Consider the following 21,128-nt stretch of genomic DNA (forward strand, 5'->3'; position numbering starts at 1 on the left):
GCGAGCACCATGAGATCGGATAGCTAGTTAGAATGACAAATTGCTGTATAAAAAAACCCCGAGAAATCGGGGTTTTTTTATAGACTACGCACAAAGGGAGATCTTCGGATCCCCTTTCTGCTTTTTCACTTTAAATTTTGCCAAGCCTTTTACAAATTTTTGAAACACCTCCACTTCCATGAAAACCCCATCGTCTTGATATTCTTTTTTCAGGATGCGCCCGTAGCGATGTAAAAAGGAAAGTAAGCCCCCTTCCTGATGAGGAATTTTTAAAGTGAGGGACTTGAAACCTTTCGACAACAACTGATCCAGTTTGTGGAGCAATTTATCCAAACCCTCTTGGCGTAAGGCCGAAACACCAATGTCGTTCTTGTTTAATTCGAGGCCATAACCCATGAGATCAATCTTGTTATACACTTCAAGGATGGCTTTCTGATCCAGTTTTAGATCTTTTAAAACCTCCAAGACCTTGGTTTTCTGCAATTGCCGGGAAGGATGTGAAATATCCATCAGATGGATCAGCAAGTCTGCCCCCTGAATTTCTTCAAAAGTGGCCTTAAAAGATTCCACCAGGGCATGAGGAAGTTTACGAATAAATCCGACCGTGTCTGAAAGGAGCACCTCACGGCCGCTGGGCAACTTCAAACGTCGAACGGTAGGATCCAAAGTCGCAAACAGTTTGTCTTCCATCAGCACTCCCGCCTGAGTCAACGCATTCATGAGCGTGGATTTTCCTGAATTCGTGTAACCCACCAGCGATACTGTTGGGATGGGGACCTCAGATCGCCGTGAACGATGGATCTCGCGCGCAGAGGCCACACGTTGCAACTCGCGCTTAATACGGGTAATCTTGTCTTTCACCAGACGGCGATCTACTTCCAGCTGAGTTTCGCCCGGACCACGAGTTCCAATGCCTCCGGTCTGCCTCGAAAGATGCCCCCACTGTCCGACCAATCGCGATTGCAAGTATAAATCCTGGGCCAGCTCCACCTGTAATTTTCCTTCTCTACTTTTGGCGCGCTGAGCAAAAATATCCAAAATTAAACCGGTGCGATCCACCACTTTAATTTTGATGGCTTCTTCCAAATTTCTATTTTGCGAGGGGGACAGGTCTTCATCAAACAACACGGTGACACATTTCAGTTCTTTGGCCTTCGCGGCTATTTCTTCCACCTTGCCACTCCCCACAAAATAGGCAGGATCAATACGATGGATTTCCTGAGACAGGGCGCCCTGGACCGCGGCACCGGCGGTAATGGCAAGTTGTTCCAATTCTTCTAAAGATTCTTCGGCTTCTTTACGGGCATATCCTGGGAGGCGAACTCCAATGAGCAGTACTTTTTCGGCATTTTTATTTTTTTGGTAGGATGGATAGGCTTTCAATAGTCCCCCCCTCTCGTGATAATTCTACTGCAACTTCCCCACACTTTGAAGGGCTATTTTCGCCTTTTGTCCTAATAAAACCTGCAAGTCGGTTTCCAGGTTATTACTCCAGGCGACATCCAACTCGGTGGGAAGCTTTAAACTGGTTTTACCGCTCGCAGTAAGCAAATGCAGATATACCGGACAGTTGCCAGGAGATTTCGAAAGCAGGAAGCGAAAATCTTTTAACTTATTTTCTGTCAGATAAATGGCATCCATTTCAATATGCAATACCTGTGAAATACCGGCATAGTTCTTTAGGGAAAGAATACGGGTGGCCAAAACTTTTGGCGCTTCTTCGCTGGGTTCTGCAGTGCCTTGGATGAGCAGTGGATCATCCGATTTAAGCAGGGTTTGCGCCAGGTTGTAGACATCCGAAAAAACCACCACTTCCACAGAGCCTTTTAAATCTTCCAGGGTGGCAAAGGCCATGCGATCACCCTTTTTGGTGAAGATCTCCTTTAAACCTGTCACCACTCCGGCCATTAAAACTTCTTTTTTTTCTGTAATTTCCCTCAAATTTTTTGTGTCATAGGGAGTCAGTTTGGCAATGAGCGTGGCAAAGCTTTTTAGAGGATGTCCGGTCACATAAAAACCCATGGCCTCTTTTTCAAATTTCAGTTTTTGTTCTTCATTCCAGGGCAGCACCTTTGGCAAGGGCGGCATTTTCGATTTTTCTCCCGCCACATCAAAAAGAGAACTCTGACCTTTTTCCAAATCCCGCTGTCTGGCGGCACCATATTCGATGGCCGAATCCAGCACTTCCATCATCGTCGAGCGACCCAATGCCAGGCTGTCACTCAAACTATCAAAAGCCCCGCATTTAATGAGCGACTCAATCACTTTACGATTTACTTTACGCAGATCTACCGATTCGCAAAAATCAAAAAAATTTTCAAAACGGATCTTTTCTTTCCGCGCCTCCAAAATGCTTTCTATGGCAGCATCTCCCACGTTTTTTGTGGCCGCCAAACCAAAGCGGATTTCCTTATCAGAAAGCACCGAAAAATAACGATACGATTCATTGATATCCGGCGGCAACACTGCAATATTGTGCTTTTCTAGGTCATTGATATAGGTGAGCACCTTATCGGTATCCCCGATTTCAAAAGTGAGCACGCTGGCCAGATACTCCGCGCAAAAATGGGTTTTCAGATAGGCTGTCTGATAAGAGATGAGGGCATAAGCTGCACTGTGTGATTTGTTAAAACCATACTCCGCAAACATCGCCATCAAATCAAAAATCTTTTCTGCTTTCTGGATGTTGATATTTCTTTCTTTCGCCCCTTTAATAAATCGTTCTCTTTGTTTGGCCATTTCTTCCGGCTTTTTCTTACCCATCGCACGACGCAGCAAGTCTGCATCCCCCAACGTAAAACCTGCCAACGCTGATGCAATCTGCATTACCTGTTCCTGATAAACAATAACCCCATAAGTATCTTTCAGGATAGACTCCAGTTCGGGCAAATCATAGACAATGTTTGTCCTTCCGTGTTTTCGATTGATGAAATCATCCACCATTCCTGAACCCAGAGGCCCCGGGCGATAGAGGGCCACCAGGGCAATCAAGTCTTCGAAGCAGCTGGGTTTGAGTTTTACAATCAAATCGCGCATGCCCGACGATTCGAGTTGGAAGATCCCCAGACAATCCCCTTTGGTTAAAGTCTGGTAGACGGCCTCGTCATCGAGTGAAATTTCAATCAAGCGGATTGCCAACCCTCGGGTGCGCTTGATAATCTTGAGGGTGTTTTCAATCACGGTTAGAGTTTTAAGCCCCAAAAAATCAAATTTCACTAAGCCAATTTTTTCAACGGCCTTCATATCGAACTGCGTCACCACTTCTTCGTTGCTTCCCCGATAGAGGGGTAGAAATTCTGTCAAAGGACGATCGGAGATCACCACCCCGGCCGCATGCGTAGAAGCATGACGATTCAGGCCTTCCAGGGATTTGGCAATGGAGAGGAGTTTTTTTACTTTTGGGTCCGCCATCTCCAATTCACGAATGCGGGGCTCGGTCTTCATGGCCTCTTCCAGGGTCATGTTCAGGGCATTGGGAATGAGTTTGGCAATCTTGTCGACATCGGCATAGGCAAAGTCCAGCACACGCCCTACATCACGAATCACTGCCTTGGCCTTCATCTTTCCAAAGGTAATAATCTGTGACACATTTCCATATTTTTGATTCACGTAAGCGATCACTTCGTCACGCCGATTCATGCAAAAATCGATATCCATATCCGGCATGCTGATGCGTTCCGGATTCAAGAAGCGCTCAAAGAGCAAAAAATAAGGAAGGGGATCAATATCCGTAATCTTCAAACAAAAAGCCACCAGTGAACCCGCAGCAGATCCGCGTCCTGGGCCTACGGGAATACCTTGCGATTTTGCATAGGTGATAAAATCGGAAACGATGAGAAAATAACTCGAAAAACCCATACTCAAAATGGTTTTGAGTTCAAATTCAATGCGCGCTTTATATTCTTCTTTTTTCTGACTTCTTTCTTCTGAATTCTTTCCCAAATGCTCATAAAATTTTTCAATCAGAAGCCAGCGCTCATCAAAACCATACCAGACGCACTCTTGAAAGAAGTCATCTACCGTTCTATTTTCAGGCGGAATAAATTTTGGAAAATAATAAGTCTTGAAATCAAAATCAAAGACACAAGAGTCTGCAATTTTTCTGGTATTTTCCAAGGCCTCCGGAAAATCTTTAAACAGCTCACACATTTCTTCGCCGCTTTTCAGATAATATTCTTCACCGTCGTAAGAAGGCCTATCTTCATCGCTAAGTTTATTGCCCGATTGAATACAGAGCAGTGCTTCGTGTGCTTCACGATTTTCCCGGTACAAATAATGCGCATTGTTGGTGACCACCAAAGGAATATTCAATTGTTTAGAAAACTCAACAAACTGATGATTCACCAGTGTTTCATGGGACAAGCCATGATCTTGCAATTCAAGATAAAAGCGATCCGGAAAAATTTCAGACAATTTTTTTGCGGCATCAAAAGCAGCCTCAACCTTCCCTTCAATAATTCGACGAGGAATTTCCCCTTTGCTGCAGCAGGAAAGCGCAATGAGTCCCGCGGACATTTCTTTTAAGATCTCTTTATCGAGACGAGGTTTATAGTAAAAACCTTCGTTGTAGGCCGAGGCCAAAAGACGAGATAAATTTTTATAGCCCTCGGCATTTTGCACTAGGAGTAAAAGATGAGCCAGTTGATCGTCGCGGGTTTTGACGCGTTCCAAACGAGAACCCTTGGTAATACAATAAATTTCACAACCTAAAATAGGATGAATCCCCTCTTTTTTGGCTTTTTCATAAAATTCGACCGCCCCAAATAGATTGGCGTGATCGGTGAGCGCAATAGCAGAGAGGCCAAAATCTTTTACTTGTTTGATTAACTTTTCAACGAGGATAGCCCCATGGAGGAGACTGTACTGGGAGTGGACATGGAGATGGACGAAGTCTTTGGGCTTCATGGATTCAAATTTATTGAATTTCTCTCATCAAATTCCGACAAATCACCAGACGTTGAATCTCGGAGGTCCCCTCATAAATTTCCGTCACTTTTGCCTCGCGGAAATAACGCTCGACTGGATAATCTTTCATATAACCATAGCCCCCAAATACCTGTACCGCCTTGGTTGCAACCCACATGGCTGCTTCTGAGGCATGGAGTTTCGCCATGGAGGCCTCTTGGGCGAAAGGCATTTTTTCACTCATCTTCCAGGCCGCTTCGTGAATCATCAAACGGGAGGCTTTTATTTTTACGGCCATGTCAGCCAGATAATTTTGAATCGATCCAAATTCGTAAATCTTTTTTCCAAAGGCTTCGCGTTCATTCGCATATTTGCGAGCAGCCTCAAACGCAGCTCGGGCAATGCCCAGCGCCTGAGTTGCAATCCCGATGCGGCCACGGTCCAGCGAGGCCATGGCAATTTTAAACCCTTCCCCTTCCCTGCCTAAAATATTTTCTTCAGGCACTTCACAATCTTCTAAAACAATTTCTGAAGTGGAAGAGGCACAGAGCCCCAATTTTTTTTCAATTTTTCCAATTGAAAATCCTTTGAAATTTTTATCGACGATGAACGCCGTAATGCCTTTTGTTTTTTTGCTGGCATCCGTCAGCGCGTACAACACCATGGCATCCGCCTGAGGACCACTGGTGATAAAGATTTTGCGCCCCGTAATAAAATAAGAAGATCCTTTTTTGATGGCACGGCATTGAATGGCTGCCGCATCGGAACCGGTAGAAGGCTCAGTGAGCGCATAGGCCCCAAGCTTTTTGCCTTCTGCAAAAGGTCGAAGATAGCTTTCTTTTTGAGAATCATTCCCGTAAGTAAACAACAAATGATTGAAGAGAGAATTGTGCACCGAAAGCGTTCCAGCCGTTGAAGCGCAGCCCACGGCTATTTCCTCAAGGGCCAGCACATAAGAAAGAGCATCAAAGCCTGCCCCACCCCATTCGGGTGGAATCATCATTCCCATGAATCCCAATTCCGCCAATTTGCGAATATTTTGGCTGGGAAATTCGGAAAGCTCATCCAGGCGTGCAGCCTGTGGGGCCAATTCCTTTTGTGCAAAATCGCGCGCCATTTGTTGGATCTGAAGTTGTTCGGAGGAAAGGGTAAAATTCATATGTTATAAAATTTCCTTAATCACATTTCGACAAATCACCAAACGCTGAATTTCGGAAGTGCCTTCGTAAATTTCGGTGATTTTTGCATCGCGATAATGACGTTCCACAGGGTACTCTTTACAGTAACCATAGCCCCCATGCACTTGAATGGCTTTATTGGTGACATACATCGCAGTTTCAGAGGCAAAGAGTTTTGCCATAGAGGCCTCTTTGCCGTGAGGCAGGCCTTGATCTTTCATCCAGGCCGCGCGGTGAACCAGCAAGCGGGCGGCATCAATTTGGGTGGCCATGTTGGCCAGATAATTTTGAATATCGCCAAACTCGTAAATCTTTTTTCCAAAGGCCTCACGTTCGGTTGAATATTTTCTGGCGGCCTCAAAGGCTGCACGGGCAATGCCTAGCGCCTGAGTGGCAATGCCAATACGACCGGCATCCAGCGTATTCATGGCAATCGTAAAACCTTTGCCTTCTTCACCCAGCAGATTAGCTGCAGGGACTTCACAATGATCGAGCACAATCTCCGAAGTGGAAGAGGCGCAAATTCCCAATTTTTTTTCCACCTTTCCCACGGCAAAACCCGGAAAATTTTTCTCGACGAGGAAAGCAGAAATTCCTTTGGACCCCTTTGCTTTGTCGGTCATCGCATACACCACCAGGGCATCCGCATGAGGGCCATTGGTGATAAAATTTTTGCGCCCATTTAAAATGTATTGATTGCCTTTTTTGACTGCCAGAGTTTGTTGATTGGCGGCATCCGATCCACTCCCTGGTTCCGACAAGGCATAAGCCCCCAACTTTTGACCACTGGCAAAAGGCGTCAGATAGCGTTCTTTTTGTGCAGCAGTAGCAAATTTTAAAACAGGCCCACAATAGAGGGAATTGTTGACCGACATGGTGACGCCGGTGGAAGCACAAGCCGCTGAAATTTCTTCCAGGGCCAGCACGTAAGAAAGAGTGTCGAGTCCAGCCCCACCCCATTCTGTAGGGACCATCATCCCGAGCAAGCCCAATTCGGCCATCTGCGGAAGCAGGCGAGAAGGAAATTCTCTTTTTTCATCCAGTTCAGCCGCAATAGGTGCCACTTCTTTTTTGGCAAAATTGCGTGCCAGATCCTGGACCATTTTTTGTTCGTCGCTGAGATTGAGATTCATAATGATTACTTCCCTTTAAATTCTGCTTTACGTTTTTCGAGAAAGGCCGTGATTCCTTCTTTTTTATCTTCCGTGGAGAACACGGTAGGAAAGATGGCCTTCTCAATCGCCAGACCGCTGTTGATATCCAGATCGCTTCCTTGATTGATGGATTGTTTGGCCAGTTGAATCGCCAGTGGCCCCTTCTTGATCATCTCTTGCACGGTTGCTTGTACGGCACTCATCAAATCTGCAGCGGGTGTCACTTTATTGATGATGCCCCATTCATAGGCCTCAGCCGCGGACAGCATTCTGGCGGTGAAGATCATTTCTTTGGCTCGGTTTTTCCCAATGAGGCGAGGCAGTCTTTGTGTCCCTCCAAAGCCAGGAAAAATTCCCAGATTCACTTCGGGCAGACCCAGTTTTGCATTTTCAGAGGCGTAAATAAAATCACAAGACAGGGCGAGTTCTAAACCACCCCCCAGACAAAACCCATTCACCGCAGCCACAATAGGCTTGTGGGCAGTCTCGATTTGCTTCATCACACAGTGACCCAAATCACAAAATGCTTTTGCCTGCAGAGTCGTCATGTCTTTCATGGCGGCAATATCCGCCCCCGCTACAAAGGCTTTTTCTCCAGCCCCTGTAATAATGACGGCTTTGATTTCATCCTTTTTGTTCACCTCATGGGCAAAGACGGCCAACTCTGAAAGCACCTCGGGATTAAGGGCATTCATCGCCTGAGGGCGATTGATTTTTAGGGTGACGATTCCTTGATTATTTTCGACAAGAAGATTTTTGAATTCCATATTTCTTTGAGTTACTAGTGAACAGTTACTAGTTAACAGAACAAACTGATAACTAATAACTGGTAACTGATAACTAATTTAGTATTTATAAAATCCACGCCCCGCCTTACGCCCATACCAACCTGCTTCCACGTATTTGCGCAGCAAAGGACAGGCACGGTATTTGGGATCCCCAAATTCTTTCGACATGACATCGAGGACGGCAAGCAGCGTGTCCAATCCCACAAAATCGCAAAGTTCCAGGGGACCCATGGGATGATTCAAACCCAGCTTTACGGCTTTATCGATATCTTCGGCGCTTCCCACTCCCTCGTATAAAGTGAAGATGGCTTCGTTCAGGAAAGGCAGCAAAGTTCGGTTGACAATAAAGGCAGCGGAGTCTTTTGCGGTGACCACGGTTTTACCCATTTTTGTCCCCGCCGCGACACAAGCCTGATAAGTCGCGTCATCGGTTTGCACCGCGCGAATCACTTCCAGAAGTTTCATGACAGGGACAGGATTAAAGAAGTGCATTCCGATCACCTGTTGAGGACGCTTGGTCACGGCAGCAAGACCTGTGATAGAAATGGACGAGGTATTGGTAGCCAAAATAGTTTTGGCTTCGCAAACTTGATCCAAGGCCTTGAATAAATCTTCTTTAATTTTTGGATTTTCAATGATGGCTTCGATGATGAGATCGCAAGAAGAAAAATCTTTCAGCGACTCGGTCCATTTGACTTTACCTTCTGCAGCAGCAGCGACATCCGCAGTTAACTTTCCCTTTTCAACCCCTTTCAAAAATTGTTTTTTGATTGTAGACTGCGCCTTAATATTGTGGTCACCCGATTGATCCATCGCCACGATATCAAAACCCGCCATGGCGGCAATGTGAACAATTCCAGAACCCATCTGACCTACACCGACAATTCCTATTTTTTGCACAGACATGTTTTTCTCCTTTAATTAATGTTATTCGTAAATCACTTGGGGCTTCTTCTCCCCCAGCAACTTCACACTCTTGTCTTTTAGATTCACCTCAAACTTTTCTCCGCGACGATTAGTGACCACTACTTTTTTGTCCTGAAACTCCACTTTAACAAGACAGGCACTTTCCAATAATGGTTCTATGGTCTGACTTCCCGTTTTTACCTTATACTGCAGAGGTGCCACGCCTGTTTCTTTATAAACATTTACTTTCCACTTCGGCCAATTCGTTAGCAAGTCAATGGCATAAAGATTTCCACCGATATAATTTTCAAATACACGACCCCTGTCATCTTGAGTGATTTTTTCGAAGGCCTCATCCAGCACCGTGTATTTGATTCCCTCAATAGTCACCTTGGGAATCTGGTCCGGAGAAAAACACGGGCGTTTCTCTTTCTCAGGAGAAAGCTCTTCAGCAAAAAGGAAAGAAGAAAAAAGCATCAAGAAAATCAGAAGGATTCCCGTTTTTTTCATAAGGCCTCAATAATTAATGCCACCGCTTCTCCACCACCGATGCAAAGCGAGGCAAGTCCACGTTTAGAGCCACGACGTTTCATCTCGTAAACCAACGTCGTCAAAATTCGGGCACCGGAAGCTCCGATGGGATGGCCTAAAGCCACAGCCCCACCGTTGACATTTACCTTGTCGGCAGGGATTCCAATTTTTTGATTGTTCACCAGGGCTACGGCCGAGAAGGCTTCGTTCACTTCCCACAAATCAATATCCGCGGCTTTCAGACCGGCTTTTTCTAAAGCCGCAGACATTGCTGCAGCGGGGGCTGTGGTAAACCATTCCGGGGCCAAGGCGGCGGAGGCCTGAGAAACAATTCGAGCCAAGGGTTTCAGTCCCAGAACCTTGGCTTTTTCTTCGCTCATGAGTACCAGGGCAGCAGCGCCATCGTTGATGCTAGAGGCATTTCCGGCGCTGACAGTCCCGTCTTTTTGAAAGGCTGGATTAAGGCTGGGCAACTTTTCAATATTGCCTTTGCCGGGTTCTTCGTCGGTATCTACCACAAGAGCTACACCCTTTTTCTGGGGAATTTCTACCGGGGCAATCTCCTCTTTGAACACGCCATTTTTGATAGCCGCCAAGGCCCGTTTATAACTTTCGACGGCATAGGCGTCTTGAGCCGCTTTATCCAGTTTATATTCCTTGGCGCAAATTTCCGTGATGCTTCCCATATGCAAATTATTGTAAGGATCCCACAAACCATCTTTAATCATCAAATCTTCTACCTGTCCATGACCCATGCGGTAGCCCGTTCGCGCCTTGGGTAAAGAGTAAACCGCATTGGACATGCTCTCCATCCCCCCCGCGATAATCACTTCCGAATCGCCAGCACGAATGGCCTGATCGGCCAGCATCACCGTTTTGAGGCCCGATCCGCAAACTTTTCCGATGGTGGTACAAGGCACACTTTTCGGCAGACCTGCATAAATAGCCGCTTGCCGGGCTGGAGCCTGACCAATCCCCGAGCTCAACACGTTACCCATAAGAACCTCTTGCACTTGATCCCCGGAAATTCCTGCACGCTCCAAGGCCGCTTTAATAGCAACCGCACCCAGTTGAGGTGCCGTGAGAGAAGAAAGAGTTCCTTGCAAAGAACCGATAGGAGTTCTTGCCGCACTGACAATCACTGTTTTGGCCATAAAATCTCTCCCATGAATTAAAAACAACGGTTAATTATTGATAAGGAATGTTTGCAGTAGCAGAGGAAAATTAAGGGTGTCAATAGGAGAGGAAATTGAGGGTGTTTAGAGCGGCCCTTTATAAATTTAATCCTACTATTTTTTCTTCAGCTCCGCATGATACTCCTGAATTGTCTTCACTTCCAAAGGATGTTGCTTCATCTCTAAAATAGCTGAAGTAGCAGCATTTGCCGCGGCGGTGGTGGTAAAATAGGGAACCGAATATTCAATGGCGGAACGGCGAATGGAATAGCTATCAATCGTCGAGTTTCGTCCCAAAGGCGTATTCACAATCATCGCAATCTTGCCGGCCTTCACCTCATCCACGATATGTGGAGAACCTTCTGTTACTTTATTGATGGAACGAGTGCGAACTCCCATCTTGCTTAAATAATCCGCAGTTCCGCTAGTAGCAACTAAGGCAAATCCATTTTGGATTAAACGTCGTGCAGATTCTAAAATGGCTTCTTTATCCTGATCGTTCACCGAGACAAAAACCTCTCCCTTTTTGGGGAGTATCGTATAAGCCCCAAGTTGGGCTTTTGCGAAGGCGGCACCAAAATCTTGGGCAATGCCCATCACCTCACCCGTGCTTTTCATTTCAGGGCCTAGAAGCACATCCACCCCCGGAAATTTACTGAAAGGAAGCACCACTTCTTTGACGGATAAATAAGGAGGATAAACTTCTTCGCTGAATTTTTGCGATGGGAGCGTTTTCCCAACCATGGCCAAGGCGCCTATCTTGGCCAGCGGTTGACCGATGGCCTTGGATACAAAGGGAATGGTGCGTGAAGCACGCGGGTTGACTTCGAGCACGTATATTTCTTCATTCTTCACGGCAAACTGTACATTCATCAAACCAATTACCTTTAATTCTTTGGCCATTCTCAGCGTCTGTTTTTTGATTTCTTCCAATAGGCGTGGGGAAAGGGAATGCGGGGGCAGACAGCAGGCCGAATCGCCCGAATGAATTCCTGCTTCCTCGATATGTTCCATGATGCCGCCAATGACTCGAGTTTTTCCATCGCTGACACAATCCACATCCACTTCGATAGCCGACTCCAAAAACTTGTCAATCAGGATGGGATGATCCCAGGAAACCTGCACGGCCTCCGTCATATATTTTTTGAGTGCCGCATCGTCGTAGACAATCTCCATGGCCCGTCCGCCTAAGACATAAGAAGGACGCACGACCACGGGATATCCAATTTCCTTGGTGGCCTTCAAAGCTTCCGCCAGCGAATAAATCGTCGAGTTGTGCGGCTGTTTGAGCTTGAGCTTTTGCAACATTTTTTGAAAACGTTTTCGGTCTTCGGCACAATCGATGCTGTCGGGAGAAGTGCCCAAAATTTTGAATCCGGCTTTTTTGATCGCATGAGAAAGCTTGAGCGGCGTTTGTCCGCCGTATTGCACAATTACTCCGAAAGGTTTTTCATTTTCCAAAATTCCCAAAACATCTTCAATGGTCAGTGGTTCAAAATACAAACGGTCGGAGGTATCATAATCGGTAGACACCGTTTCGGGATTACAATTCACCATGATAGTTTCATAACCAATTTTTTGCAGCGCAAAAGAGGCGTGCACGCAGCAATAATCAAATTCTATCCCCTGCCCAATACGGTTGGGCCCACCTCCCAGGATAACCACTTTCTTCTTTTTGCTGGGTTTGGAATCATCCGTCTGATCATAACTGCTATAAAGATAAGGGGTAAAGGCCTCAAACTCAGCCGCACAGGTATCCACACGTTTGTAGACGGGCTTGATCTTTAATTTTTTCCGCAGTGCGCGGATCTGATCTTCTGTCTTACCCGTCAATTGAGCGATACGTTTATCCGAAAAACCCATTTGCTTAATTCTGACTAAATATTCCCTCTTCCCAAAAAATTTCTTAATTTCTTTTTCTTCCAAAATAATTTCTTCAATGTGTTTCAAAAACCAGGAGTCGATGTGCGTGAGTTTTCTAATTTTTTCTAAAGTAAAGCCTCGACGAAAGGCCTCGCCAATTATCCATAGGCGGTCTGCTTTGGGGATGCGGAGGCGTTTTTCTATCCCCCCTTGATCCCCCCTTAATAAGGGGGGTTGGGGGGATTCAAAACCGCTCTTATCAATCTCCAGAGAACGCATCGCTTTTTGGAGCGACTCTTTAAAAGTACGCCCTATGGCCATCACCTCACCCACCGATTTCATTTGCGTGGTGAGTTTGTCGTCGGCGCCCTTGAATTTCTCAAAGGCAAATCTGGGAATTTTGGTAACTACATAATCCAAAGTAGGTTCGAATGAGGCAGGGGTATAGCGCGTAATGTCATTCGAAATTTCATCCAGCGTATAACCCACCGCAAGTTTGGTTGCGATCTTGGCAATGGGAAAACCCGTGGCCTTGGAAGCCAGTGCCGAGCTGCGAGACACGCGGGGATTCATTTCGATGACAATCATGCGACCCTCTTTGGGATGGATGGCAAACTGGATATTGGAACCTCCGGTTTCGACACCAATTTCACGGATAATCGCAATGGAAGCATCCCTTAAAATCTGATATTCCTTGTCACTCAAGGTCTGCGCGGGGGCGATGGTAATCGAATCGCCGGTATGCACTCCCATGGGATCCAGATTCTCAATGGAACAGATGATCACCACATTGTCTTTCGTGTCGCGCATCACCTCGAGTTCGTATTCTTTCCAGCCAATAAGGGATTCTTCGATCAGGATTTGACGATTGGGAGATTGATCGAGACCCCAACGCACCAGATGTTCATACTCTTTCATATTCGTCGCGATACCGCCGCCGGTTCCACCCAGAGTAAATGCAGGACGAAGAATGACTGGAAAGCCCAGATCCTTGATCACCTCTTTCGCTTCTTCCATACTGTGGATGAGACCGGACTTCGCCACTCCCACGCCGATCTTTTCCATTGCGGCCTTGAATTCTTTGCGATCTTCGGCCTTTTGAATGGCAGGGATCTTGGCCCCAATCAACTCCACCTTAAATTTTTCGAAGACCCCCATTTGATGCAAGGCCATCGCAATATTGAGGGCGGTTTGCCCGCCTAAGGTAGGCAACACCGCATCGGGCCGTTCGCGTTCAATAATCTGCGCCACCACCTCCGGCTGCAGGGGTTCAATGTAGGTGCGATGGGCAAATTCCGGATCAGTCATAATAGTGGCCGGGTTGGAATTGACGAGCACCACCTCGTAACCCTCTTCTTTCAAGGCCTTCACGGCCTGAGTTCCCGAGTAATCAAATTCGCAGGCCTGACCAATAACGATGGGTCCGCTGCCGATGATGAGGATTTTTTTGAGGTCTTTTCGTTTGGGCATAGAGATAATTTTTTATTTGTGAGTTGCTAATACTTCCCTGCAATCGTCTGCTTAAATCTTTCGAAGAGATACATCGAATCATGCGGCCCCGGCGAGGCCTCCGGGTGATACTGCACCGAAAAATATTTTTGTTTAAAATTTGCCAGGCCTTCCACGGTTTTATCGTTTAGATTGATATGGGTGATGGCTGCAATCTTACTGAGAGATTTTTCTTCCACAGCAAAACCGTGGTTTTGAGAGGTAATTTCAACTTTGCGGGTGGACAAATCCATCACCGGCTGATTGCCACCCCGATGACCAAATTTGAGTTTGAAAGTTTTTGCCCCCAAAGCGAGCCCCATAATTTGATGCCCCAGGCAAATTCCAAAAACAGGAACTTTCCCCAAAAGCCTGGAGACATTTTCGATGGCATAGGTCACCGCTGCAGGATCTCCGGGGCCATTGGAAAGAAAAACTCCATCCGGCTTTTGCGCCAAAACCTGCTTTGCCGGAGTTTGGGCAGGCACCACCACCACATCGAATCCCGAGGAAACCAGACAGCGCAAAATATTTTGTTTGATGCCGAAATCGTAGGCGGTAATACGATAGGGTTTTTTTCCTAAAACTCCCTCTCTTAAAGTAAGAGAGGGTTGGGGTGAGTTATTCCCATTCAATCTCCACAAGCCCCCATGCCATTTGTAAGAGGATTTGCAAGTCACCTCTTTGACCAAATCCATTCCATCCATGCCGGGTAATTTTTTAGCGTTTTTTTTGATTTGGTCTGCATCAAAATCCCCCACAGCAATCACGCCCGGTTGAGCCCCTCTGTCGCGAAGATGTTGAGTGAGGGCTCGCGTGTCTATCCCTTCGATGCCCGGAATTTTATTTTCTTTCAGATAAGCTGCCAGAGTTTTTTCGGACCTGAAATTGGAAGGGCTTGCATTGTAATTTTTGACGATGAATCCTGAAACCTGGGGTTTAGCCGACTCCACATCTTCGAGGTTAATCCCATAGTTTCCAATCTCAGGATAGGTCATGCACACCATCTGCCATTTATAGGAAGGATCGGTAAGAATTTCCTGATAGCCGGTCATGGAAGTATTAAAAACCACTTCTCCGCTGCTGCTGAAAAAATCTTCGTCTTCATGCTCATCTCCTTCATAACCAAAAGATCTCCCCTCAAAAGAAGTTCCATCTTTCAAAATAAGGAGGGCTTTTTTATCTGTCTTCGCTACTTTTTTCTTCATAAATTATCCTGAGTAAACCACTTCTCCCGCCACGATCGTCACTTTCACACGTCCCTTAAATTTCCACCCATTGAAAGGTGTATTTTTGCTCTTGGATAGACCTTGGGAAACATCGTAGGTCCAAACTTCTGTCTCTGAAAATAAAGTAACATCGGCAATGCTGCCCACGCCGAGAACCCCGCGATTTAAATTCATCACTTGCGCTGGCCTCGTCGCCAGGAGCTCAATCAAGCGATTTAAATCAATGAGCTTATCCTCTGCCAAGCGCAGCGAAAGGCTAAAGGCCGTTTCCAAACCGATAATGCCAAAGGGCGCTTCTTCGAAATCCAACTCTTTTTCGGAGATTGCATGTGGGGCATGGTCAGTGGCTATCGCATCCACCGTGCCATCTTTCAGACCTTCTTTGATTGCTGCGATATCTTCTGGCCGACGCAAGGGAGGCGCCATTTTGGTGTTTGTATCATAGGTACGGCAGGCCTCGTCTGTGAGTGTAAAATGATGCGGGCTTACTTCACAGGTCACGGGAACACCGCGCCGCTTGGCCTCCCGGATCAACTCCACTCCGCGGGCTGTGGAAAGATGGGCCACGTGTATTGGGCAGCCCGTAAGTTCGGCCAGGGCAATATCGCGGGCAATAATCACCTCTTCTGCCACGTGGGGGATTCCCGGCAAACCCAGTTCGGTAGAGACAAAGCCCTCGTTCATCACCCCCTTGCCCATGAGATCGGGACACAAGGCATGTGACACCAGAGGAAGTCGAAAGGCCTTGGCGTACTCCAGGGCCTTGCGTAACAAGGCTGAATTTTGTAAAGTTCTTCCGTCGTCCGACAGGGCCACGCAGCCGGCTTCTTTCAACTCTCCTATTTCAGAGAGCTGTTGGCCTTCCAGCCTTTTAGTCACTGCACCAATGGGAAACACATTCACCAAAGCAGTTTCCCGAGCACGTTGTAAAATGGCTTCAGTAATGGCGCCATGATCGTTGACGGGATGCGTATTGGCCATGCAGCAAACAGACGTGAATCCCCCCGCTGCAGCGGCTTTGCTGCCTGTTTCAATGGTTTCTTTATATTCCTGCCCCGGCTCGCGCAGATGCACGTGCACATCCACAAAACCCGGAGCAACAATTAAGCCCTTTGCATCGATCAGTTGATCCGTTTTTAACGCAGTAATTGACGCAGCAATTTCAACGATTTTTCCATTTTCGATTTTGAGATCGAAGTGGCCATCCCGATGATTTGCCGGATCAATCAGTCGACCATTTTTGATGAGTAGTGTAGACATATTTCACTTTCCCAATAAATATAACAAGGCCATTCGGACCGCCACGCCATGAGCCACCTGATCTAGAATCACTGAATGGGGACCATCGGCCACCTCCGGAGAAATCTCTACCCCGCGATTGACGGGCCCCGGATGTAAAATCAGCACCTCTTTTTTGCATTCATTCATCTTGCGACGATCTAATCCATAAAAACGGGAGTATTCCCGGAGTGAAGGAAAAGTGGGCACTTCATCCAGACGTTCTTGCTGAATGCGTAACATCATAATGACATCGGCATCGCGAATACCGGGAATCAGCTCATTAAAAACTTCCACACCGTAAAGCTCTACTTGTGCAGGCATGAGTGACGTAGGACCGACGAGCGAGACCTGCGCCCCCATCGTTTTTAAAAGATAAATATTCGAGCGCGCCACCCGGGAATGCGCCACATCCCCCACAATGGCTATTTTCATCCCTTTTACAGAACCGCGCTTTTCAAGAATGGTAAAAAGATCGAGCAAGGCCTGGGTGGGATGCTCGTGAGTACCGTCGCCGCCGTTAATGACGGAACAATGCAGATACTGGGCCATACGAAAGGCAAAACCACTTTGCTTGGCTCGAACCACGAGGATATCCGGCTGCATGGCCTCCAAGGTTTTCGCGGTATCCAGTAGACTTTCACCTTTTGAAACCGAGGAACCACTTTTGGAAATATTGACGACATCCGCAGACAGGCGTTTACCGGCGATTTCAAAGGAGGTTCGGGTTCGCGTAGAATCTTCCAGAAATAAATTGAGAATGGTTTTCCCCCGAAGTGTGGGGACTTTTTTCACCTCGCGCGAAAGCACTTCCTTGAAAGATTTCGCATTGTGCAAGATCTCTTCGATTTCGCTGAGGCGAAGATCATGGGTAGAAAGTAAATGTTTGCGATTGAATGACATTTTTGTTTTGTAAAGCGGGAAACGGATCACGGATCACGGATCACGCCTCACGCTTCGTACTCCTTCTTCTCCGTCCAACTCCTGAAAACGCACCTGAATTTCCTCATCGGCACCGATGGGATGCACGAGGCTCACATAATTTGCCTGAATAGGCAGCTCGCGACCTCCACGATCGACCAACACCGCCAGCTCTATAAAGCGAGGTCTTCCCAAATCCATCAAGGCATCCATGGCCGCGCGAATCGTGCGACCGGTGTAGAGCACTTCATCAATCAGGATGATGCCTTTATTGTGAATGGACTCCGAAATTTCGGTGGCATGCACCACGGGCACTTTATTCAGCGAAGAAAAATCATCCCGGTAAAGATTAATATCTAAAGTTCCCAAGCTGGGTAGCAGCATATTTTGTTGCTGATAAAAATGGATCAAGCGCTGTGCCAAAATAACCCCTCGCCGCTGGATACCCACAAAAATCAAATTGGCCAAATGGGGATGACGCTGCGAAATTTGTTGCGCCATCTGCTGAATGGCTACTGCCAGTTGTTTTTGATCGAGCAAGGTTTTCATACTAAAAAAAACCCTCCGTCGTTTACCGAGGGAGGGTTTTGTGTTTCAAAATCAATTCTATTTTAAGTTTCATCATTCGTTTTCCAGAGACTGCAAGAGGCTGCGTTTTTTAGTCCGTGGGTGGTATATAGGAGTGTCTGATAATGTCAAAGAAATAGTTAAGGAATCAATTTTGCGCTAAGTTCTTTATCCCCCACAATTTTAGCTACTAGATTACTAATCAATTCATTCATCCAACGCTCATTTTCTTTTGCAGAAGGCACAACCGCTTTTTTAAGTTCCCTCTCCTCTCTAATCATTTTAGACCAGTCTTCTTTTGGCAGAAGACTGACTTGCGCAGCAGCTTGCATTCTGACTGTCCCAGTCCAAATACCATCCATCACCGTATAAGACAAACTTCTCAAAGCCACTTTCAAACCAATTGCTTTTTGCGGGGGGGCCTCTGTCACTTTAAAACCACAATTTTGAAAACTTTGTTGCAGGGCTTGTTTAAAAGTAGGCATTGTTGTGCCCGTATCTTTGATTGCCGCGCCACCATCAATACGTTTACCAATAAAACTAGAATCTTCTCTTTCATCACTTACATTTAAGACTAAAGCCTTACCCCGACCCGATACAGCACAACGCGAAGCCTCAACTGGAGCTGCCTGAATACTCATCTGCTGCTTGGTAAAAGCACAAGAACTCGAAGTAATAATTAGCAGCGATAAAAATACAGTTTTATAGTTTCTCATTCCTTCTTCTCCTTTCCTCTTTACTTTGATTAATCTACTGAGCCCGCACCCCAAGATTGGTATTAATTTAATGAAGGTCAAGGATTTTTCAACATGTCATGAGTGCCAATCCTTCTTAAAAAAATCCCCAACTCTGTCTTATGAAAAGTAAAACGATAATTCATCGTGACAGAAGCTTCCCAAATATAAGGATGACCTTGCATTTTCTTAATGCGGAGAGATGGATGTGTAAGCCTTGAATCAGTAGCAAGGTGCATTTTCTCTGCAAACAGCTCCTGGATTTTCTGAGGAAGTTTTTTGAAATCCTTTTTAAAAGGAGATGACCATTCAATAATCATTTTTGTAATTCTCGCATCAAATCCTTCACATTTTCTGCTCTTTTTGTTTTTTTAGTTTTAATGGCCAGCTCTACTTCTTTCTCTTTTTGCTGCCATTTTTTTGTCCAAAACCAATTTTGAGAAGATTTATGTTTAGACATTTTTTCCGTTAATAAAACGAGCACTCCATCTTGAACCTGCGGAACTAGCCTATCTCCCGGCTTAAGGTTAAGCTTGTTCCGTAACATGGAAGGAAGGGTAAGCTCCCCTTTATCCGATAATTTTAATGCAGAATTTTTCATAAACCACTCCTGATATTTTGAAGAACCCCATCGAGGGTCATGATAACTAAAAATACCCTCTTCTTCAATCATACAAAAGGATTAATACTTAAACCCATCTCTCCTGAGATGCACTTGCGGGGCCCCTTCTTCATTCAATTTTCCAGCCACCGCTTCTCCCACATACAAACGATGATCCCCTATTTCAAACACGTGCCGAAGTTCACATTCTAAATAAGCGATACTATTTTTTTGATCTCCATCGGCCAAAATATTCAGCACAAAAAGTTCAGAATCCTGGATACAATTTCCAATCTCACTCCCTTTTTTAATAGCTACTCCAATGAGGGGAGGATCAAAACTGAGTTGCTGAAACCAGGAACACAACAGGGTTTGAGGATTCTCTTCCTCATCCTGAGTAATGAGTACTCCAATGCCACTGGGAATGCGACCCAAGGCCTTTGCCAATTCTTCCTGTTTTTTATCTTCACTCACAAATTACTCCTTTTTTTCGATGTATCGATAGACCCCACAGAATGCAAACCAAAAACCCTGCTTCTTTTCTCTTGTCGCCACTATTTCCCTTCCTTATAGAAGCTCCATGCAAAAAAAATCTCTTATTACCATTTTTCTTGTAGTCTTCATCGATCTTGTCGGCTTTGGGATGGTGATTCCCATACTTCCTTACTATGCAAAGTCTTACGGTGGTTCGGGGTTCACCATGGGGCTTTTGATGATGAGCTACTCCGGCATGCAATTTTTATTTTCACCTTTTTGGGGAAGATTGTCCGACCGCATCGGTAGACGTCCTGTCATTCTCACCTGCATCACCGGAATTGGGGCCTCGATGATTTTATTGGGACTGGCCCCCAACCTGACCCTCCTTTTTATAGCTCGATTGCTGGCCGGTTTTTTTGGAGCCAATATCTCCGCGGCCTCCGCCTACATCGCCGACATTACGCCGCCTGACCAGCGCGCCAAAGGAATGGGCCTCATTGGAGCCGCTTTTGGATTGGGTTTTTTGTTTGGTCCTGCCTTGGTAGGCATCTTGGGAAAATTGGGAATCCTTGCAAAATGGGGTTATGGATCGGTAGGTTTTATGGCCGCCACTCTTGCCTTGATTAATTTACTTTTTGCATTCTCTTCCCTTCAAGAACCCAAACTGAACGAAGAAATTCGAAAAGAGCATCGTCACAAAGGAGGGAGAGAAGTCTGGAGAAATACTTTGGCTTCTCCCCAACGTGCAATTCCCATCTTTCTTTTTTTCCTGGTTACTTTTGCCTTTTCCCAAATGGAAACCACTTTTGCCCTGTATCTGTTGGCAAGATTTCATCTGGATGCAGAACACGCCTCCTTCATTTTGGCATTGATGGCAGTCATTATGGTGCTCGTTCAAGGAGGCGCCATTGGGAGACTTTCCAAAAAATGGGGAGAAATAAAACTGGCTCAATCGGGAACTCTACTCATGGGCTCTGGCTTATTACTCGCCAGCTTCGCCCCATCTCTGGCTTTTTTCGTCTTCTTTCTTTGCCTGCTCGCCCTGGGATCTTCCCTCACTAACCCTTCCCTGTCGGCCCTGCTTTCAAAAAATTCCGGCTCGGATGTTCAAGGATTAAGCATGGGCGTTTTTCAATCCGCAGGAAGCCTGGCACGCATGTTCGGCCCACCTTTGGGAGGGCTGCTATTTGACCATTATGGAATTCAAAGCCCCTTTGTGGGAGCAGCCTTTTTGTTTTTTGTGGGGATGGGGACGTTATTTGCCAAGCAAGAGGTCTTTCGTCAAAAATAAAAATAGGACGTACGTCGAATTTGAAGAGATTAAACTTGGAGG

The 21,128-nt window shown here is 46.1% G+C and carries 18 protein-coding genes; 1 reads left to right on the forward strand and 17 read right to left on the reverse strand.

The features are described from left to right. Positions 1 to 84: 84 nt before the first annotated feature. The 17 genes from hflX to HQM15_09140 all read right to left on the reverse strand — a co-directional run bounded on the left by hflX (position 85) and on the right by HQM15_09140 (position 19,792). Positions 85 to 1,383 (reverse strand): GTPase HflX, encoded by a 1,299-nt coding sequence (hflX, locus tag HQM15_09060; protein MBF0492916.1) that lies wholly within the window; start codon positions 1,381 to 1,383, stop codon positions 85 to 87. Positions 1,384 to 1,407: 24 nt separating this feature from the next. Beyond that, positions 1,408 to 4,905 carry a DNA polymerase III subunit alpha gene (gene dnaE, locus HQM15_09065; GenBank protein MBF0492917.1) on the reverse strand — a complete coding sequence of 1,166 codons (3,498 nt, stop codon included), beginning with the start codon at positions 4,903 to 4,905 and terminating at the stop codon, positions 1,408 to 1,410. Positions 4,906 to 4,915: 10 nt separating this feature from the next. Beyond that, positions 4,916 to 6,064, reverse strand: a complete 1,149-nt coding sequence (locus HQM15_09070; GenBank protein MBF0492918.1) for an acyl-CoA dehydrogenase family protein — start codon at positions 6,062 to 6,064, stop codon at positions 4,916 to 4,918. A gap of 3 nt (positions 6,065 to 6,067) precedes the next feature. After that, on the reverse strand, positions 6,068 to 7,216 hold the full coding sequence (locus tag HQM15_09075; GenBank protein ID MBF0492919.1) for an acyl-CoA dehydrogenase: 1,149 nt from the start codon (positions 7,214 to 7,216) through the stop codon (positions 6,068 to 6,070). 5 nt (positions 7,217 to 7,221) lie between these two features. Next, positions 7,222 to 8,004 carry an enoyl-CoA hydratase/isomerase family protein gene (locus HQM15_09080; protein MBF0492920.1) on the reverse strand — a complete coding sequence of 261 codons (783 nt, stop codon included), beginning with the start codon at positions 8,002 to 8,004 and terminating at the stop codon, positions 7,222 to 7,224. A gap of 78 nt (positions 8,005 to 8,082) precedes the next feature. Next, positions 8,083 to 8,931 (reverse strand): 3-hydroxybutyryl-CoA dehydrogenase, encoded by an 849-nt coding sequence (locus HQM15_09085; GenBank protein ID MBF0492921.1) that lies wholly within the window; start codon positions 8,929 to 8,931, stop codon positions 8,083 to 8,085. A gap of 21 nt (positions 8,932 to 8,952) precedes the next feature. Next, positions 8,953 to 9,441 (reverse strand): hypothetical protein, encoded by a 489-nt coding sequence (locus HQM15_09090; protein ID MBF0492922.1) that lies wholly within the window; start codon positions 9,439 to 9,441, stop codon positions 8,953 to 8,955. Beyond that, complete coding sequence (locus HQM15_09095) at positions 9,438 to 10,616, reverse strand: acetyl-CoA C-acetyltransferase (GenBank protein ID MBF0492923.1); 1,179 nt, start codon at positions 10,614 to 10,616, stop codon at positions 9,438 to 9,440. The genes HQM15_09090 and HQM15_09095 overlap by 4 nt, the downstream gene beginning before the upstream one ends. 135 nt (positions 10,617 to 10,751) lie before the next feature. After that, positions 10,752 to 13,970, reverse strand: a complete 3,219-nt coding sequence (gene carB, locus HQM15_09100; protein MBF0492924.1) for a carbamoyl-phosphate synthase large subunit — start codon at positions 13,968 to 13,970, stop codon at positions 10,752 to 10,754. Between the two features lie 26 nt (positions 13,971 to 13,996). Next, complete coding sequence (gene carA, locus HQM15_09105; protein MBF0492925.1) at positions 13,997 to 15,196, reverse strand: glutamine-hydrolyzing carbamoyl-phosphate synthase small subunit; 1,200 nt, start codon at positions 15,194 to 15,196, stop codon at positions 13,997 to 13,999. A 3-nt stretch (positions 15,197 to 15,199) separates the two neighbouring features. Continuing rightward, positions 15,200 to 16,477: a dihydroorotase gene (locus HQM15_09110; GenBank protein MBF0492926.1), complete on the reverse strand. Its 1,278-nt coding sequence runs from the start codon at positions 16,475 to 16,477 to the stop codon at positions 15,200 to 15,202. A gap of 3 nt (positions 16,478 to 16,480) precedes the next feature. After that, on the reverse strand, positions 16,481 to 17,398 hold the full coding sequence (locus tag HQM15_09115; protein ID MBF0492927.1) for an aspartate carbamoyltransferase catalytic subunit: 918 nt from the start codon (positions 17,396 to 17,398) through the stop codon (positions 16,481 to 16,483). A 33-nt stretch (positions 17,399 to 17,431) separates the two neighbouring features. Further along, positions 17,432 to 17,965, reverse strand: a complete 534-nt coding sequence (pyrR, locus tag HQM15_09120) for a bifunctional pyr operon transcriptional regulator/uracil phosphoribosyltransferase PyrR (GenBank protein ID MBF0492928.1) — start codon at positions 17,963 to 17,965, stop codon at positions 17,432 to 17,434. 158 nt (positions 17,966 to 18,123) lie between these two features. Then, positions 18,124 to 18,699 carry a hypothetical protein gene (locus tag HQM15_09125; GenBank protein ID MBF0492929.1) on the reverse strand — a complete coding sequence of 192 codons (576 nt, stop codon included), beginning with the start codon at positions 18,697 to 18,699 and terminating at the stop codon, positions 18,124 to 18,126. Positions 18,700 to 18,776: 77 nt separating this feature from the next. Further along, positions 18,777 to 19,037 (reverse strand): hypothetical protein, encoded by a 261-nt coding sequence (locus HQM15_09130; GenBank protein MBF0492930.1) that lies wholly within the window; start codon positions 19,035 to 19,037, stop codon positions 18,777 to 18,779. Beyond that, positions 19,034 to 19,318, reverse strand: coding sequence for an AbrB/MazE/SpoVT family DNA-binding domain-containing protein (locus HQM15_09135; GenBank protein ID MBF0492931.1), 285 nt, complete (start codon positions 19,316 to 19,318; stop codon positions 19,034 to 19,036). The genes HQM15_09130 and HQM15_09135 overlap by 4 nt, the downstream gene beginning before the upstream one ends. 81 nt (positions 19,319 to 19,399) lie before the next feature. Further along, positions 19,400 to 19,792 (reverse strand): flavin reductase family protein, encoded by a 393-nt coding sequence (locus HQM15_09140; protein MBF0492932.1) that lies wholly within the window; start codon positions 19,790 to 19,792, stop codon positions 19,400 to 19,402. Between the two features lie 106 nt (positions 19,793 to 19,898). Between HQM15_09140 and HQM15_09145 the strand changes: the two genes are divergently transcribed. Continuing rightward, the gene (locus HQM15_09145; GenBank protein MBF0492933.1) at positions 19,899 to 21,086 is read left to right on the forward strand and encodes an MFS transporter; all 1,188 of its coding nucleotides are present in this window, start codon (positions 19,899 to 19,901) and stop codon (positions 21,084 to 21,086) included. The last annotated feature ends 42 nt before the right edge of the window (positions 21,087 to 21,128 follow it).

It is taken from the genome of Deltaproteobacteria bacterium (genome assembly GCA_015233135.1).
Classification (GTDB): domain Bacteria; phylum UBA10199; class UBA10199; order JADFYH01; family JADFYH01; genus JADFYH01.

Coding starts and splice junctions, on each gene's coding strand:
- dnaE (MBF0492917.1), bottom strand. CDS start 4,905: ATGAAGCCCAAAGACTTCGTCCATCTCCATGTCCACTCCCAGTACAGT.
- HQM15_09070 (MBF0492918.1), bottom strand. CDS start 6,064: ATGAATTTTACCCTTTCCTCCGAACAACTTCAGATCCAACAAATGGCG.
- HQM15_09075 (MBF0492919.1), bottom strand. CDS start 7,216: ATGAATCTCAATCTCAGCGACGAACAAAAAATGGTCCAGGATCTGGCA.
- HQM15_09080 (MBF0492920.1), bottom strand. CDS start 8,004: ATGGAATTCAAAAATCTTCTTGTCGAAAATAATCAAGGAATCGTCACC.
- HQM15_09085 (MBF0492921.1), bottom strand. CDS start 8,931: ATGTCTGTGCAAAAAATAGGAATTGTCGGTGTAGGTCAGATGGGTTCT.
- HQM15_09090 (MBF0492922.1), bottom strand. CDS start 9,441: ATGAAAAAAACGGGAATCCTTCTGATTTTCTTGATGCTTTTTTCTTCT.
- HQM15_09095 (MBF0492923.1), bottom strand. CDS start 10,616: ATGGCCAAAACAGTGATTGTCAGTGCGGCAAGAACTCCTATCGGTTCT.
- carB (MBF0492924.1), bottom strand. CDS start 13,970: ATGCCCAAACGAAAAGACCTCAAAAAAATCCTCATCATCGGCAGCGGA.
- carA (MBF0492925.1), bottom strand. CDS start 15,196: ATGAAGAAAAAAGTAGCGAAGACAGATAAAAAAGCCCTCCTTATTTTG.
- HQM15_09110 (MBF0492926.1), bottom strand. CDS start 16,477: ATGTCTACACTACTCATCAAAAATGGTCGACTGATTGATCCGGCAAAT.
- HQM15_09115 (MBF0492927.1), bottom strand. CDS start 17,398: ATGTCATTCAATCGCAAACATTTACTTTCTACCCATGATCTTCGCCTC.
- pyrR (MBF0492928.1), bottom strand. CDS start 17,965: ATGAAAACCTTGCTCGATCAAAAACAACTGGCAGTAGCCATTCAGCAG.
- HQM15_09125 (MBF0492929.1), bottom strand. CDS start 18,699: ATGAGAAACTATAAAACTGTATTTTTATCGCTGCTAATTATTACTTCG.
- HQM15_09130 (MBF0492930.1), bottom strand. CDS start 19,037: ATGATTATTGAATGGTCATCTCCTTTTAAAAAGGATTTCAAAAAACTT.
- HQM15_09135 (MBF0492931.1), bottom strand. CDS start 19,318: ATGAAAAATTCTGCATTAAAATTATCGGATAAAGGGGAGCTTACCCTT.
- HQM15_09145 (MBF0492933.1), top strand. CDS start 19,899: ATGCAAAAAAAATCTCTTATTACCATTTTTCTTGTAGTCTTCATCGAT.